This window comes from Paenibacillus sp. N3/727 (genome assembly GCF_022637315.1).
GTDB lineage: Bacteria > Bacillota > Bacilli > Paenibacillales > Paenibacillaceae > Paenibacillus_AQ > Paenibacillus_AQ uliginis.
Map to the genome: position 1 here is coordinate 3,767,299 of NZ_CP093336.1, position 16,126 is coordinate 3,783,424.

15 protein-coding genes, 1 pseudogene and 1 other annotated feature are annotated in these 16,126 nt (G+C 41.0%); of the genes and pseudogenes, 3 read left to right on the forward strand and 13 right to left on the reverse strand.

Annotated features, from left to right (window positions below):
* Positions 1–171 precede the first annotated feature (171 nt).
* From MNQ98_RS17205 to MNQ98_RS17215, 4 genes and pseudogenes are all read right to left on the reverse strand, one after another.
* Positions 172–543, reverse strand: a complete 372-nt coding sequence (locus MNQ98_RS17205) for a DUF488 domain-containing protein (RefSeq protein ID WP_241929358.1) — start codon at positions 541–543, stop codon at positions 172–174.
* A gap of 31 nt (positions 544–574) precedes the next feature.
* Positions 575–901 carry a hypothetical protein gene (locus MNQ98_RS29755; RefSeq protein WP_347272271.1) on the reverse strand — a complete coding sequence of 109 codons (327 nt, stop codon included), beginning with the start codon at positions 899–901 and terminating at the stop codon, positions 575–577.
* A gap of 53 nt (positions 902–954) precedes the next feature.
* Positions 955–1,215: pseudogene (locus MNQ98_RS29760) on the reverse strand (YwiC-like family protein); the annotation flags it as partial.
* Between the two features lie 344 nt (positions 1,216–1,559).
* Positions 1,560–1,934 (reverse strand): winged helix-turn-helix transcriptional regulator, encoded by a 375-nt coding sequence (locus MNQ98_RS17215; protein ID WP_241929359.1) that lies wholly within the window; start codon positions 1,932–1,934, stop codon positions 1,560–1,562.
* Between the two features lie 127 nt (positions 1,935–2,061).
* On the opposite strand from MNQ98_RS17215, the gene MNQ98_RS17220 reads away from it, so the two are divergent.
* Complete coding sequence (locus MNQ98_RS17220; protein WP_241929360.1) at positions 2,062–2,742, forward strand: NAD(P)H-dependent oxidoreductase; 681 nt, start codon at positions 2,062–2,064, stop codon at positions 2,740–2,742.
* Between the two features lie 311 nt (positions 2,743–3,053).
* Here MNQ98_RS17220 and MNQ98_RS17225 read toward each other — a convergent pair whose 3' ends face one another.
* The gene (locus MNQ98_RS17225) at positions 3,054–4,001 is read right to left on the reverse strand and encodes an acetylxylan esterase (protein ID WP_241929361.1); all 948 of its coding nucleotides are present in this window, start codon (positions 3,999–4,001) and stop codon (positions 3,054–3,056) included.
* Between the two features lie 376 nt (positions 4,002–4,377).
* Between MNQ98_RS17225 and MNQ98_RS17230 the strand changes: the two genes are divergently transcribed.
* Positions 4,378–5,064: a Crp/Fnr family transcriptional regulator gene (locus MNQ98_RS17230; RefSeq protein WP_241929362.1), complete on the forward strand. Its 687-nt coding sequence runs from the start codon at positions 4,378–4,380 to the stop codon at positions 5,062–5,064.
* Positions 5,065–5,135: 71 nt separating this feature from the next.
* On the forward strand, positions 5,136–5,999 hold the full coding sequence (locus MNQ98_RS17235; protein WP_241929363.1) for a DNA alkylation repair protein: 864 nt from the start codon (positions 5,136–5,138) through the stop codon (positions 5,997–5,999).
* A gap of 48 nt (positions 6,000–6,047) precedes the next feature.
* Here the strand turns inward: MNQ98_RS17235 and MNQ98_RS17240 are convergent, their stop codons facing one another.
* The 8 genes from MNQ98_RS17240 to MNQ98_RS17275 form a co-directional block, all read right to left on the reverse strand.
* Positions 6,048–7,070, reverse strand: a complete 1,023-nt coding sequence (locus MNQ98_RS17240; RefSeq protein WP_241929364.1) for a helix-turn-helix transcriptional regulator — start codon at positions 7,068–7,070, stop codon at positions 6,048–6,050.
* Positions 7,071–7,379: 309 nt separating this feature from the next.
* Positions 7,380–8,570, reverse strand: coding sequence for an MFS transporter (locus MNQ98_RS17245; protein ID WP_241929365.1), 1,191 nt, complete (start codon positions 8,568–8,570; stop codon positions 7,380–7,382).
* Positions 8,571–8,811: 241 nt separating this feature from the next.
* Positions 8,812–9,366 carry a riboflavin biosynthesis intermediates N-glycosidase gene (locus MNQ98_RS17250; RefSeq protein ID WP_241929366.1) on the reverse strand — a complete coding sequence of 185 codons (555 nt, stop codon included), beginning with the start codon at positions 9,364–9,366 and terminating at the stop codon, positions 8,812–8,814.
* Positions 9,363–10,256, reverse strand: a complete 894-nt coding sequence (locus MNQ98_RS17255; protein WP_241929367.1) for an NUDIX hydrolase — start codon at positions 10,254–10,256, stop codon at positions 9,363–9,365. The genes MNQ98_RS17250 and MNQ98_RS17255 overlap by 4 nt, the downstream gene beginning before the upstream one ends.
* 268 nt (positions 10,257–10,524) lie before the next feature.
* A complete protein-coding gene (locus MNQ98_RS17260; RefSeq protein ID WP_241929368.1) occupies positions 10,525–12,183 on the reverse strand; it encodes a glutamine--tRNA ligase/YqeY domain fusion protein in 1,659 nt (552 codons plus the stop codon).
* 71 nt (positions 12,184–12,254) lie between these two features.
* Positions 12,255–12,509: a binding site (T-box leader), on the reverse strand.
* 98 nt (positions 12,510–12,607) lie between these two features.
* On the reverse strand, positions 12,608–13,678 hold the full coding sequence (locus MNQ98_RS17265; protein WP_241929369.1) for an undecaprenyldiphospho-muramoylpentapeptide beta-N-acetylglucosaminyltransferase: 1,071 nt from the start codon (positions 13,676–13,678) through the stop codon (positions 12,608–12,610).
* Between the two features lie 106 nt (positions 13,679–13,784).
* A complete protein-coding gene (locus MNQ98_RS17270) occupies positions 13,785–14,609 on the reverse strand; it encodes a methyltransferase domain-containing protein (RefSeq protein ID WP_241929370.1) in 825 nt (274 codons plus the stop codon).
* 223 nt (positions 14,610–14,832) lie between these two features.
* Positions 14,833–16,020 (reverse strand): multidrug effflux MFS transporter, encoded by a 1,188-nt coding sequence (locus tag MNQ98_RS17275; protein WP_241929371.1) that lies wholly within the window; start codon positions 16,018–16,020, stop codon positions 14,833–14,835.
* Between the last annotated feature and the right edge of the window lie 106 nt (positions 16,021–16,126).

Here is a 16,126-nt window from a genome sequence, read left to right on the forward strand (position 1 = left end):
ACAAGCGAGAGCGGTCGCCTTTGCCCCCGAATTTCTTCCTTAACTAGAAGGATTCCAAGAAATTTGGGGCAACAGCGATGGGAGGAACGATTCGTACACGGAGCGTCTTTCCACGCAAAAAAGAAGGCGTCCCGCAAGATCTAAAGATCTTTTGGGACAGCTCCTTTTTGTTTACCGGGAAATCAACCATTGATACAGCACATTCGCATGGTTATGAACAGAGTCTTTGGCGGCATAGACCAGAGTAACGGCTCTGTCAAGCGATATTTCACATATCCGATTGGCGAGCATACCCCGAGTGGAGTCTTCCTCTATTTCTCGAATGTAACTATCACTAAATACCTCGACCCGTTCCGGCTGGTGACCGAACCACTTGCGCAGCCCGGGGCTTGGTGCGATTTCTTTCATCCACTCGTCGATGGCGGCTTGCTGTTTGGACACCCCGCGTGGCCATATTCTGTCTATCAGAATGCGGTAACCGTCTTCGGGTATGGGCTGTTCATAAATACGCTTCAATCGAATATTGGACTGGAACTTTACCATGTTGTCCTCTCCTTTATCACCGATCTCTGCTTTAGAAATATAAAGTCAGTACTGAAATGTAGAACATGATCGAAAAGCCAATTTCCGCCATACCGCTCTGTTTTGCAGTTATACCTTGTTTAGGGAGCCATAGTGCCCGCAATAAAAAAATAATAAAAGGAATTAAAAGAAATAAATTTAGCCAAGCAGCTAGAAAAGCAACGATCAGATGATAGATTACTGAAGCGTAATAGTAACGTGGATTTTTTCTCTCTCGGATGATGGTTTTGACATACAAAGCAGTTCCAACAAAATATGAAACCAACAGCGAGAATAATTCTGTTGCTGTCTGCCAATCTGTTTCCCCTTCAATAAACATAACGGGGTATACAAAAGAACAAAAAAGTATAATCGCAGCAATATGGCTCCGTATACAGTGGCTGGTTTGCGGTATCTATTACTTTTACCTGTTTTTATCCATTGGAGTAAGGGAAAACTGAATAAATAGAGAACAAGCCAGCACACAAATAGCGGAATATGGATAAAGCGCCCGCCAGTTGCAGCCACTCCAAAAAGAAACGGAAGAAAGAGCATTGCCCAAGCTCCATGTTGATTGGGTATGTACCTGTTCATTCCCTTACTTCCTTTTTTATGCCATACATGTTTTTTTCGGCTAACCGACTCATCTTCCATTCCTCCAAAAGTTGAAATTAATGCACATCTCCTATTTTAGGTACCCCGTGAATCCGAATCAATCAGGGAGTTCCCTTATTTGCAGAAGGAAATAGCCTATTCGGTGAAAATTCCAATATAGAAATTGGGTAGAAAATTTTTACCACTCTACAGTTATTTATGAGAATTAAATTCATTTTTTTCATTACTGGGGGACAAACCTTTTTTTTAACGTGATGGAGATAGGGTACAAAAACACAAATTTCATCTCTGAAAAAAATAAAAAAAACGATTGCTTGGATCCTAAGAGGCAATCGTTTTTTCTTTTTAAGCTGTTTGTAATGACAAATTACAGGTTTAAAATATTATTTAGTGTTATTTCTGTTTTCCAAAATCTTCTCCATATTATTAGTCGCCCATTCCTTCATTAATAGGATAATTGGACGTAGTGACTCTCCAAGTTCTGTTAATGAATATTCTACTTTAGGAGGTATCTCACGATATACCTCCCGATGTATGATGCCATCTGCTTCAAGTTCTCTAAGTTGAAGTGTTAACATTCTTTGGGTGATATTAGTATTTAATCTTTTTAATTCATTAAATCGCTTCTTACCATCTAATAAATGATAAAGAATAACCCCTTTCCATTTTCCACCAATAACCTCGACGGTAGATTCTACTGGACAAGAATATTTATTTAAAAATGAACAATTTATATTATTTTCATTTGAACTTATCATAAAAAAGCTCCTCTTTAGCAATAGTATATTTTTTGATACTATAACACAAAAATGTGCGTACTTGTATCATCGTTCCTTAAAAAATATAATCTTGTTAAATAATAATTTAATGAAAAGAGGACCTTTTATGACTATCACAAAACAAAGTACAAAACAAAAAATTATGGAGGCTTTTAATTTTAGGCATGCATGTAAAGAGTTCGATCCTATAAAGAAAATTTCAGAAGATGATTTTAAGTTTATTTTAGAAACAGGAAGATTATCTCCTTCTTCTTTTGGATATGAGCCTTGGAAATTTATTGTGGTACAAAATAAAGAATTAAGAGAAAAACTATTACCATGTTCATGGGGAGCAGGTGGGCAGCTTTCAACAGCAAGTCATTTTGTCATTGTTCTTTCAAGAAACATCAAAGATATGCACTATGATGCAGAGTATATTCAACACATGATGAAAGATATTATTGGATTACCTGAAGAAGCTCAACAGATCAGATATGAATTCTTCAAAAAATTTCAAGAGTCGGATTTTAAATTATTAGACTCCGAACGGGCTGTATTTGATTGGGCATCAAAGCAATCTTATATTGCTTTAGCTAATATGATGACTAGTGCAGCTCAAATTGGTATTGATTCTTGTCCAATGGAAGGATTCGATAAAGAAAAAGTAGAATCTTTACTTCGTCAAGAAGGTATTCTAAAAGGTGATAATCTTGAAGTATCAGTTATGGCTGCATTTGGATACCGTAAAGGAGAACTACAATTTAAAAAAACAAGACAAACGATGGATACTATTGTCGAATGGATTTAATAAGATAAATTTATCTTTATCGAAAAGGACATTACTTTTTAACCTCCCTCTTTTTGTTTCCTTATGTTCACCCCTAGGGTGAACTAGAAGATGTGATTGAACTTCATGAATATGGGGATAAATAAAAAGCATTACACAAATTTGTGTAATGCTTTTTATTTAGGTACAAAATTAATTTTAAGAAGAATGTGTTTTTGTAAACTGTTGTCACTAAATGAACTTACAGTTTGTGTATTTGGATCAAATTGTAATCCTAATGCTTTAAATACAACCTCTGTTTGTATAGGATTGTGTCGTCATCTCAACTTGAACTATAAATGCATTTTCAAGAACTCAAATACCCGCCGCTTCTGGTAGCCGCTTACGGCATGTCCCGTAAACGGATATATGTTCAGAATCTTCTCGGATGAAATACGGTTGTACGCCGCGAACACAGTCTCCGGCATGCACACGGTATCCTTCAGCCCGACGGACATCATCACCGGAATATCGATGCGGTCAGCCAGATGGAGTATATCGAAGTAGCTCAGCGTCGTTAGCACGGCATTCAGATGTTCCGGAAACCGGTTCACGAACTCGGCCGCCTCCGTTAGAGATCCGGTTGAATTCAACAACCCGAAGTCCATATGGCACATGTTCGGAATATTCGCCACAACGATGGACGGCGTATCGCTTATAGCGGCTGCCAGCAGGCTTATGCCTCCGCCCTGACTGTCACCGGTCACGACGATCCGCGACGCGTCGATCTCCAGTTGTGAGGCCACCCATTCGATCGCCTTCATAGCATCAACTGCGACGGCCTTGTAATAACTGGTGTCCTTGTCAAGGATCCCCTGCGTTATCCAGCCCTTCGTCATCCCGTATTCGCTGTCCATCCGGTTGCCCGTCTCTCCGCCTTGTCCGCGCACGTCTACGGCGAAGACTGCGTATCCCAGCATGAGCCAATCCGCATACTGCTCCGGATAACCTTTGCCCCCCGTATATCCGTGGAAGAGTACTACGCAAGGCAAACTCCTCTCCATCGTAAACTTCGGTACGATATACCAACCCTTCAGCGGCGTGTTATCATATCCTTCATACGTAACATGATAGACGTCCATTGCCGGGAACGGCGTCTCCGTTTGTACCCGTATGCCAACACACGGACACTCCTTCGCCTCCGTGATTGTCCGGTTCCAGAACTCAGTAAGGTCTAGGGGCACTGCAACATCCGGGTTATATCGATACAATTCCTCGATTCTTTTTTCTATCGCGTTCATAGGCTGTTACCTGCCCTTTCACTTCATCTTGTTTACCATAATCCTACCATACATCATTCCGATTCGCCGCGCTATCCCGAATGCAAAAATAGAGAAGTTGCAAGCTCAACTCCTCGATTTCATCATTACGAGAGGTACAAACAATCCGACCAAAGACAGCGCATAGGAAATACGGAAGATTCACTTGAAACGAATATAGGATGGTCCCTTTCGCTGTAAGTGAGAAACATTCTCAACATATCTTATAAGAATTTTGATGCAAGTTCAAATGTGCGTGATGCATTGTATGAGAAGAATGTATAATGAAAAATAAATATAGGGTGATGCCATGTGTCTCATTATGGGTATGCATTCCTGATAATTAATAGGAGAAACAATGGATAAAATCGCTTACTTGTCACAATTCAATCTGCTGCAATGCCTTTCTTTGGAGGATTTAAGAGAGATGGACCAAATGACCTCCATTACAACCATTCAAAAAAACAAATACATCCAAACGCCGAGTTCTTTCGCAGAAGGATTATATTTTATAAAAAAAGGAAAAGTACGTATTTACAAACTTAATACCGATGGCAAGCAGTTTACCTTGGATATACTCAATGAAGGGAATGTATTTGGCGAGCTGTCCGGGATTTCTTTTGGCACAAGGGAAATGTTTATTGAAACACTAGAAGAATGCGACATCTGTCTGATGGATAAATCTCGGTTTGAGACTTTTTTAATCGATCATCCCCGCTTTATGATGAATTTGCTTCAAATGATGAGTGAACGAATTGTAAATATGAACCATTTAGCTTATAGTCTGGCTCTCGGTAAATTACGAATAAGAATTTTACATGTTTTGATTAAGCTTGCTGACCAGTTTGGAACTGGATCCAGCGAAGGTTTTGTACAAATCGATCTCTCTGTATCTCACCAAGAAATTGCTAATATGGTCGGCGCAACCCGGGAAGCGGTGTCCTCAATATTACAAGATTTTGTGAAAGAAGAACTGATCCAAACAAAATATAAGACCATCAGTATTCATAGAGAAAAGCTGATACGAGAACTAAATCGGGATTGATTTGTAAACTGCATTACAGTTTTTGCTGAATCCGGTTATGTATAGTAAAAGTGCTTTAACAAATATACGATATGGGACTGATTGTTATTGAAAAGATGAATTCGATTTCAGACACCATTTTACAACGAAAAGGTGCTCGTAAAGTTAATGAGATACCTCCAGAAGTTGTTAGTTTACTTCAAAAGGGAGCTTTGGAGAGTGTCAATCTAACGGAGTGGTTGGCTGTTGATCACCTGGAACTGCTGCGCAATATTTTGCCTGAAATAGGATTGGAGCAAGAGTCAGAACCGATGTTAACAGCTCTGTATGCTCAGAACGAAAAAAGGATAATGAAAATTATACCGGCAGTAGCAAATGAATGGCTGGTATTGTTGGAAAGACAACAACCAGCAGAGCAAACGCGTATTTTTTCGTTACTAATTAACCATCGTTCTGACAGTGTACGCTGTTGGGCTGCTTATATCGTTGGATTAAACGAAAAACTGAATCTCCAGCAAAAGTTTTCAGGCATCCGCCCTTTTGCTGCCGACTCTCATTTTGGTGTACGTGAGATTTCTTGGATGGCTGTAAGAGAGTTAATTATCAATAATCTGGAACAATCATTGAATATTTTGACCAACTGGGTCACAGACTTGGATCCGAATATAAGAAGATTCGCCATCGAATCCACTCGTCCACAAGGTGTATGGGCCAAACATATACCTGTTTTAAAGGAAAATCCTACTTTAGCTTTACCGCTTTTAGAAATAGTAAAGTCCGATCCATCCCGATATGTACAAGATTCTGTAGGCAATTGGCTCAATGATGCTAGTAAATCAAATCCAGATTGGGTAATTAAGCTGTGCAAAGATTGGTCTGAAGCTTCCATTATCAAAGAAACGAAACGGATTGTAAGTCGGGCTCAAAGAAGTTTATCTAAAGACGGGCTTGTATAGTTATATTAGTGGAAAACAGCACCTCAATAATGAGATGCTGTTTTCATGTTATTTTTTAGAAGCGAGCTTACCGATTTCACTAGGATTGTAACCAAATGTTTTTCGAAAGAGCGATGAAAAATGACTTACATTGTGGTACCCAACCTGGATAGAGGTTTCGCTAACGTTCGCTTTTCCCTGCTCTAATAGATTTCGAGCCTCGTTCATTCGTAGTGCACGCACATAACCAAATACTGTCGTTCCAAACAATTCTTTGAAGCCAAGCTTCAACTTGTAATCATTAAGTCCAGTTAATCTCGCAAGCCCAAGTAAACTAGGAGGTTGCTTCCAGTTACGAGATAATATATTCTTCGCTTCATGAAGGCATTGGATATCATAGGACGTTAGCTTCGATGTAACTTCCTTTCTCATCTCTTCTTTACCTGTTCCATCTAAGTGAAAAGCTAGTAGCTCTAGTGCTTTTCCTTCTAAATAAAGCCTCTGAAGCGAGCCGTTATATGGACAGTTCTTCATTTGTTCCACGAGCTGTGGAATATGGGGAGAACCTGCGATTTGTCTGCAAAAGACTGGATTTGTAGTCAATCGATCCAGCTCAGGAAGAATGGTGTTGAACTGCCGCATATCGAATCGAAGCTCCATATGCAGCATTCGCTCATTGTGTGACATCTCTGCATGCATTTTTGTGTCTTTAATATAGAGAAGCGTCGATACGCCTGTACACAATTCGTAATCTTGGGCCTTACCAGATGTTTCCCAACAGCCTTTGCCCGATATGGTATAAGAAATCTCCAGATGCGGATAGTGGATGCCGACATCCATCGTCATCGGCTCGTACATTTGTGTATCGATCCAATTGATCTCGAGCCCTCTTCTTAGATGAATTCGTTGTAAATGACCCGTTCCGCTCTGTGCCGGAAAAGAATAGAATTGATGATACGGATTCAGTGGCGAGGTTGATGGTTTAAGCTCGTTAAACTCTCTGTATACTCCTTCCAAATCCCAGGTTTCTAGCTGCAGTTTCAAAGCCATTCTCCTTCCGTTCCATTCGTGATTGCATTCAAGCTTTACCATTAGGCTTTATCCTGATAATCATATGTTGTCTTCGAGAAAAATATTTTCCTTAAGGAAAATAAATAGCTGAAAAAAGGCAGCAGGATGAGTATGGCTCACACAAAAATGCCATTCATCTGATCCTGCTGCTCTTTCATTCACCGACTCTTCACGCTTCAGATCATGATTCATTAATTATATATTAACGAGATCGATAATCATTATCAATACATTTTTAAAAAAATAAGTCCTTTCTCCAAGGACGCATCCCTCCACTATCAATGCCGCTAAATCATTTGTGCGGAGAATCAGAGAACCAAATGATCGCAGTCATGTTGCCGAGCTTCGTTCTACTGGCTTATTGTTCACCGTAAATAACGTTATGGACATAACAAGAACCAATCCAGCAATGACTGCAAAAGGAAGATGTCTATCCAATTGATAAAGGCTTGTGCTTAGAATTGGCGCGATCACAGCCGATACACCTTGAACAAAACCCACAAGTCCTGCTAGACCTCCTTGCTGGTCGTGGGCAACTGCTAGCGATGCACCCGCCATAAAGCCCGGCATCATCAGACCTGATCCCACCCCGAACAAGAAGAATGCGATGTAATAGCTTATTAAATGATTGACTAACAAAAATAGCGCTATGCTAATGATGAACAATAGTGATCCAACCATAATAAGCTGTTTAGGCTGCCATTTTTGCTTTTTCATTTGAATACCCTGTGTGATAATCATCGCTACCCCTGTAAACATTAAGCCCAATGAGACCATTCTTGCGGTTTCCTGTGTAGTCAAAGATAATTGGTCTTGAAAATAGAATCCTCCGATTACCTGCAGGGTAACAATACTTAGCATGGTTACGAGACCTGCAAATAGATAAAGGCCCACACCTTTTTGAAACGGATTCACCTTTGGTGGCTTTTCTTGAACAATTGGTTTGTGTGCAGGGATTAGTACTAGTACAACGATAATGGCTATTATCGGCAGCAAAGCTCCAATATAAAGGGGCCAGATCAGTCCAATCAGGGCGAACACCCCTGCGATCGCCGGCCCCAGCACAAGGCCAAGTCCATTGGCGGCTCCAATGAATGCCATACCTGCAGAACGTTCTTTTTCATCGGTGACGTCCGCCATATACGCTTGCGCCGACGAAGGGACGGCCGGGATAAAAAGTCCGACCAAAGCACGTGCTGCAATGAGCAATGCGACTAACAGTCCACCGTTTATGAGTCCGTTGAGTCCAGCATACATGGTCGCTGTAAACGCGACGTAACTCACAAACATTCCTATGAAGCCAAATATAATCACAGGCTTTCTTCCTTTTACATCACTGAGACGTCCCCATACTGGAGCCATTAAGGCCATCGCAACGGAACCTAAAGAAATAATTAAGCCCGAGTGTGATTCACTCAAACCCAATTCTCGAATGAGCGGAGGCATGACAGGTGCAATAATCATCAGTCCCACCATCGCAACAAAGACACTAAAAAATATACTAAATCGAATTCTAGCCATATAACATATTTCTCCTTTCGCAGCATCTTCGAATGACGCTTTACTTACTGAATGTTAAGTGAAATCCGTAACCTCTGCTACCTTGAAACGGATTGTTCCTACGGAGAAACGGATTTAGTTTTTCTAATGCTGGTTCAAATAGTGAGCATTCACCTGTGCAGTCATAAAAAAGCAACTGAGTTTTCAAAACTCAGTTGCTCAATCCTCATTATTACATAAGGCTTTTATCGAGTTGCTAACCTTACTTATCGCTTAGTAACTGGTCGCACACCTCAGTCAGTGCAAATCCAAGTAAGTTCTTCCCCCGCCATTTCAATGGATTGTCTACGTTCGGATTGTCCTTCGCCATTCCAATTCCCCAGATCCGATCAACAGGACTCGCTTCCACCAATATTCGGTTTTTCGTTGTTTTCATATAGTCCCAAAGTTCCGGGTTCTGCTCGAACTTAGCATGATTTCCTCGTTTAACAATATCGTAGCAATTTCTTTCCCAAACGTTGTTATCGAAGGAACTAACCGCACGTCCGAATTCCTTCATCTGTTTTGGATGCTTGGCATTCATAATCGCTTCAAGCATTTTTTCATCACCGAACAGCCGCGCCTTTTCCGCCATCATATATTGCTCGGTGCAGCTGTAGGACTCGCCCTCCACGATGAAATGACATTTCCACCACTGGCTGAAGCAGCTTGAATTGACGCTACCGTCTTTAGGTGGCGTATGGCCCCAGAAGAATAGGAACTTTCGTCTTTCTCCCGCTCGATATACTTTTTGCAAGTCATCAATATTATATATCATTCTATCCTCTCCCGATTTCTCCGGTACAGTCGTGATGGGCGATGTCCGGCATTTTCCTTATAATGGTCTGTTTCCTCGACGAGATGAGCTGATTTACGGCGAAAAGCCGCTTTTAGCAGTTCCTTGTCCAGAATCACTTCGAATACCTGCTGAAGTTCCGTCAATGTGAACAACTCTGGCATCAGGTGTAGTGCAATATCGGTATATTCCACCTTCCCCCTCAAGCGTTCGATAGCGTATCCGATTATTTTTGCATGGTCAAAAGCGAGCCCATCATTGCTGAGTATCGTGTATACAACAGCCGAAGCCGATTCTATCGATTTTCTTTTGCGCTCAATAATGGACTTTAGTGTCTCATGCTCGCTAGTTAGTTTGAGTTCGTACTGGTTTGTCTGAATATAACCGTCCTCCAACAATTCCTTCTGTTCCTTTATTAGACGGTAAGAAACAGTGAACCAGGAGGCATCGTTCGCGTCATCCCCAGCCTCAATCTTCACCTTGGTACTATCAATTAATGCCATATAGGCGCAGCTCATTACCCATGTCCGCGGGTCGCGCCCCGGCTCGCTAAACGTGTAGAGCTGTTCCAGATACACGTTGTTTACTGCCGTCTCCTCCCGAAGTTCCCTCTGAGCCGCCTGTTCCGTCGTCTCCGTGGGGCGAACAAAACCGCCCGGTAGCGCCCATTGTCCCAAAAAGGGGTGTTCCCCCCGGCGAATAAGCAGTACTTGCATATTCTTTTTCGGAAGTTTGCGGTAGTTCATTTCTTCGGTATCGGCCACCGTGAAGATGACCATATCCGTCGCAACTGACGGACGGACATAATCTTCTTCGACATATTGGGCAAGAAATTGCTCCTCCGTAAGCCCATTGTGGTCTCTTGCCACCAATTTCACCACCTGTTCGAACTATTAGTTATTAACAACATGTTATTATCAAAGTGTTACTAACAATATATGCGATATGGTACCCTTTGTCAACTGGAGTAGCGTAAGCTTTTGTCAATCGCCCAGTTCTATGTCCGCAGTCCGCATGAATCACTGAAAAACAAAAAAAGAAAAAAGCGCAAGGTAGCGCCTTTCTCTTTATTTGTTATAGATATTTGAAGTGTCAAACTCCAAACCTATCCATATACTTTAGCTTCATCTCTTCTTCCAGTTATCTTTCAACGGTACGATTAAATACAAGTTGATCATCAGTATTGAATTTCTTATCTACGCAAAAATAGCCATGACGTAAGAATTGAAATTTTTGCTCTTTGAGAGGATGTTCAACGAGAGATTCCATCAAAGCGTCCTTTATAACAACATGTGAGTCTGGATTGATGACATCCGTCCAATCAACACTGTTCTCCTTCGAAATGTTCTGCTCTAAAAGTAGTTTCTCGTACAGATGAACCTCTGCTTTTATAGCGTGAACCGCTGAGACCCAATGGATCGTTCCCTTCACCTTACGTCCAATAAATCCAGTACCACTCTTTGTGAGCGAGTCGTAAGTACAACGAAGCTCCGTAATTTCACCAGTATCTGGGTCCTGAATCACTTCATTGCATCTGATGAAATAAGCACCTTTTAGTCTTACCTCGGTATTTAAACTTAGCCGGTGAAAGCCCTTGGGTGGCAGCTCCATAAAATCGTCCCGTTCGATATATATCGTTTTGGAAAAAGGAACCTCTCTTTTCCCCAGATCCTCGTTCTCACTGTTGTTTTCAATCGTTAACAGCTCAACTTCATATTCCGGATAATTTGTAATCACGACCTTAAGAGGGTGCAAAACAGCCATGACGCTAACTACTTTTTCCTTTAGATCTTGCCTTAGACAGTGATCAAGCAACGAGATGTCTACCGTGCTTTGGGTTCGGATACTTCCAATTTCCTCAATGAAGTTGCGTATGCTTTCCGGTGTAAAGCCTCTTCTTCTTAAACCTTGGATCGTCGGAAGCCTCGGATCATCCCAGCCGTCTACGTCCCCACCTTCTACCAACTGCCTCAAAAACCGTTTGCTTGTCACGACACCCGTTAAGTTCAGTCTCCCGAACTCCCTTTGTCGCGGGGGCTCAGGGATAGCAAGCTCCTTTAAGACCCACTCGTACAATGATCGATGGTCTTTGAATTCAATTGAGCATAAGGAATAGGTGATTCCTTCAATTGCATCTTGAATAGGATGAGCAAAATCGTACAGTGGATAGATGAGCCAGTCTTTTTCCGTCCTATAATGCTCAGCATAAATAATTCGATAAATAACAGGATCACGCAAATTGATATTAGGCGAACCCATATCGATTTTGGCGCGAAGAACCTTGGAGGAGGCCGGGTAGAGACCCTTCTTCATATTCTCAAAAAGCTGCAGATTCTCCTCGACAGATCGGTTTCTATATGGGCTGTTCCTGCCTGGCTCCGTCAAAGTCCCCCGATATTCTGTAACTTCCTCCGGGGATAAATCACAGACATAGGCCTTTCCTTGCTTTATCAAAGTGACCGCAGCGTTATAAATTTCTTCCGAGTAGTCCGAGCCGTAATAGATATGATTACCTGGATCATAACCGAGCCACTGCATATCCTCGATAATCGCGTTTACAAACTTGATATCCTCTTTAAGAGGATTCGTGTCGTCAAAACGTAAATGAAACGTTCCGTTATACTTTTGAGCCAATGTATAATTCGTGTGTATTGCATATGCGCTCCCGATATGAAGATAACCGTTAGGCTCGGGTGGAAATCGCGTGCACATGTCTCGCTCGAGTGGTCTCGATTTAAGCTCATCATTAATCAATCTAACTAAAAAATTTTCGGTTGGATACTTCGTTTCCTTACTCATGTCGACTCCTCCTAATGAATTTGATACGTGGTAATTGCAAATAAAAAAACTTCACCTCCAAGACTTCATGTCTTGGGGACGAAGTTATTCGCGGTACCACCCAAGCTTCATTAATATGTCGCCATATTAACCTTATCAAGTACGACATTGCAGGCAATGTTTATACTCTAGCTCTATAACGGGAGCTCCCGTCATGCCATCCCCGCTCAAGGTTCCGACATGCTGCTCAGAGGCTTGGTTCGGGAAAAAGCTCTTTGCTCCTTTTCAGCTACCGGAGCTCTCTGTACAAGAACATTTTCCCCTACTCTTCTCATCGTCGCGTTTGAATATTTCATATATGATAACAAATCATTCCCTTTTTTGTAAACGACTATTCTCCGATATATACGCTCTCTATATGTTACGTCTAAACGCGATTTATAGATCACTTTTGGGCTGTTTCGATGATCAAATTGTAGACTATCGATAGTGCATCTTTAGGCTCAAGCTGGCTCATGTTCCGAATGAATACTTCCTTGTTTTGAGATATTTTATCAATATACTCAAGCAATGTTTCCGTGGATAGATGCTCCTCATGCAAAACTTTACAATAACCGTTTCGTTCAAATGAAGCCGCATTAAGCAGCTGATCCCCTCTACTCTGTTCCTTGGTGAGTGGTATCAGTATCATCGGTTTCTTAAAATATAAAAATTCAAAGATCGAATTGGACCCTGCTCGAGAAATAACAAAATCGCACATGGCCAATATATCTGGTAACTCTTCGTTTATGTATTCGTATTGGCGATAATCTGAATTTGTAAGTGAGGAATCCAACTGCCCTTTCCCACATAAATGAACGATCTGAAAATGTTCTGTTAATTTAGATAAGGAATCTCGAACAACTTGGTTAATACTCCGCGCCCCAAGACTCCCTCCCATAATTAAAATGGTTGGCTTACCTCGTTTTGTAAATCCCGTGAAAATTCGTCCTCGTTCCGCGTTTCCCTGTTTTAATTTCTCCCGAAGTACCGGGCCTACATAGTGACATTTATTTTTGCCTAATGAATTTGCTGTTTCCGGAAAAGTAGTACATATTACACTAGCAAATGGAATGGCAAGTTTATTGGCTAATCCAGGAGTAAGATCCGATTCATGAATGATCACCGGTATTTTATTTAGCCATGCTCCAATGACAACAGGTACAGAAACAAATCCACCCTTAGAAAACACAATGTCTGGTTTTTGACTTTTTATGATCTGAAAAGCTTGAAAAACACCTCTTACAACTTTGAATGGATCTTTTATGTTTTGGAAATCCAGATATCTTCTTAACTTTCCTGTTGAGATTGAATAATAACTAACGTTTGAAATAGAGGAGACTATTTCCCTTTCTATCCCGTTGTTAGATCCGATATATCCAGTTGACCAGCCTGCCTCAATAAATTTTGGTATTAACGCGAGGTTCACTGTAACATGACCTGCAGAACCGCCACCAGTAAAAATTATTTTTTTCATCTATTCACCCGAAATGTTTGTATTGGTTAGAGTATACTCGATGTACATTCGATGTAGTACGCCTCATCCATGTATCGGAAAAGAGCATTTTCTCCGACTAAGTATTTTAAATCTCAGGCTTTTTACCATGAGCCATTACAAACGTCATCATTGCATATGCATCTGGAGAATTGGATATTTTCTCAGATGCTGACTTCAATTGATCGAATTCTTCTTGATTAATAAGACCATTATTAAAAAATCCCACAAAGCGGTTGATATCAAACTGTAGTTTAAACCCTTCAATACCATGTATATCACTATGTTGAATTACAGCATCGATATCGACATCTGTATAGCCCGCATTCGTTAAGAGACGCGGTAAGCTCCTGCCAATATATCGGTTGCCCCCTTTTGTAGCCTGATGATCTGCTATTTTCTTTAGAACGGTCGGCAGTGCTTGTACATCCGGATTAACAGCTCCAAATATTCCATCATCAATGTCAATGATTACAAGTTTGCCTCCGGGTTTTAACACACGAAATATCTCTTGCGCAGCTTGCATTGGATTATGTAAATGTAAAAAAAGTAACCGTACAATTGCAAAATCAAACGATTCATCCGGCAATCTAGTTTCATAAATTGATGATTGAACAAAGCGTAGCCGATCTTCGGGAATGTGATTTAACATGTTTTGGGCTTTATCTAATAACGTCTTTTCAATCTCCAACGCAGTGATCAGACTGTCGGGTAAGCTATTTACTAGTTGTTGGGTTAAAAATCCTGGACCGCTACCCAGTTCAACTACGCTCATTCCATTCTCCAAACCATACCACTTTAAGTTACGAAACTCTTTATCCCACCCCATTAAAGCCTGCACTTTTAGCCTCTCAATCTCTGTTTGTAATCCCAAACTTGCATTGTGGATATTATACGTTGAATTATATTGCACGATTAACCCTCCTTTGAAAATTTAGAAATCTCCTCCATATTATAAACTTCTGTCGGAGTAGCTGATAACTATTTAGTAATATAATTTGCTTATTCGGAACATTTAGCATCTAAAGAAGAAGCCGATTTTCTATAAACAGAAAATCGGCTTCTCGATGCTTATGTGATTGTTATCGAACAGTCTACTTACATTTATAACCTATAATCTTCTTCATGATAGTAGGTTACCTTGTTTCATGTCGAACAATCTTCCTGCTTACAAATACCATGATAATCGCCAGTACGAGAAAATACAAAGGCATCGTTGCTAATGATCCATTGTGAAGGTAACTCATGCCACTCGTAATAAGGCTGACAACAACGTAGTAACCTAATCCAAAAATGGCACCCGCTGTACCAAGCACATCACTATAATGAACAAGTGCTAAGCTCAGACAATTCGGAATGGCCATACCAATCCCCAACAGCAGGATAAAGATACAAGCTACCATTAAACCCAAAAATATAACGGAAGGGCTAATTCCATAAAGGGCAAGACCAGTGAGACATACAGCCCCCACAGTCGTTATCATGGAGCCCATAAGGATGATTTTTTCTGCTGTGAATCTGCCTAGCATTTTCTTCGAAAGCATCGCCCCTAGTATGGATGACAATGCCACAAAAATACCAAAAAATCCAAATACACCAGGACTCATGTCAAAAAATTTAATAAAAATAAATGGGGCTTCTGCATAATAACTAAACAATATCCCATTTGTTGCTCCGATAAGAAAACCAAATCCCCATACTCTTCGGTCTGAAATCAGACGCTTGGCCACAGAAAGTGTGTTAATTCTTGAGGTTGTGGGCACTCTTGTTTCAGGCAGAGAAACGAACGTATACGTAAAAATAGAAACGCTTATCACAATAAGAGTGAAGAAAACAGCTCTGAAACCAAGCCATTGATCTACCCATCCTCCAATGAGTGGCCCAATTGCCGGCGTAAAAGCAAGAGCTGCAGAAATTTGAGCAAACACAGCGTGACGCTTAGCTCCATCGATACTCTCGCGCAGAATCGTTTGTGTAACGACAGAACCAGTACTTGCACCAAAAGCCTGAATGAATCGACTCACTAATAACCATTCGGCGGAATCAGACAGGAAGCACCCCAGACTTCCTACTCCATAAACTAATATTCCCCAAAGCAATGCGGGACGCCGCCCAATAGAATCCGAAAGCCTACCCCAGCAAAAAACGCCAACGGCGAAACCCAGAAAATAAATACTGAGTGTCAGTTGGATCATGTTACTACTTACATTTAGATTACTAGCTATATCCGGTAATGAAGGTGTATATATCGTTTCGCTAATTTGTGGGAAACCCACAAGGATAATTAATAATAACAATGATGGTGTTGAGATTTTTCTTTCCACAGCTAATCCCCCTATAATTCAAAAATCTCAGTTAGCCGATGAAGAAATCACGGGATAGGGGGTTTGCATTTGATCAATCTAGTAAATGAGAGCATTTTTTTCACCT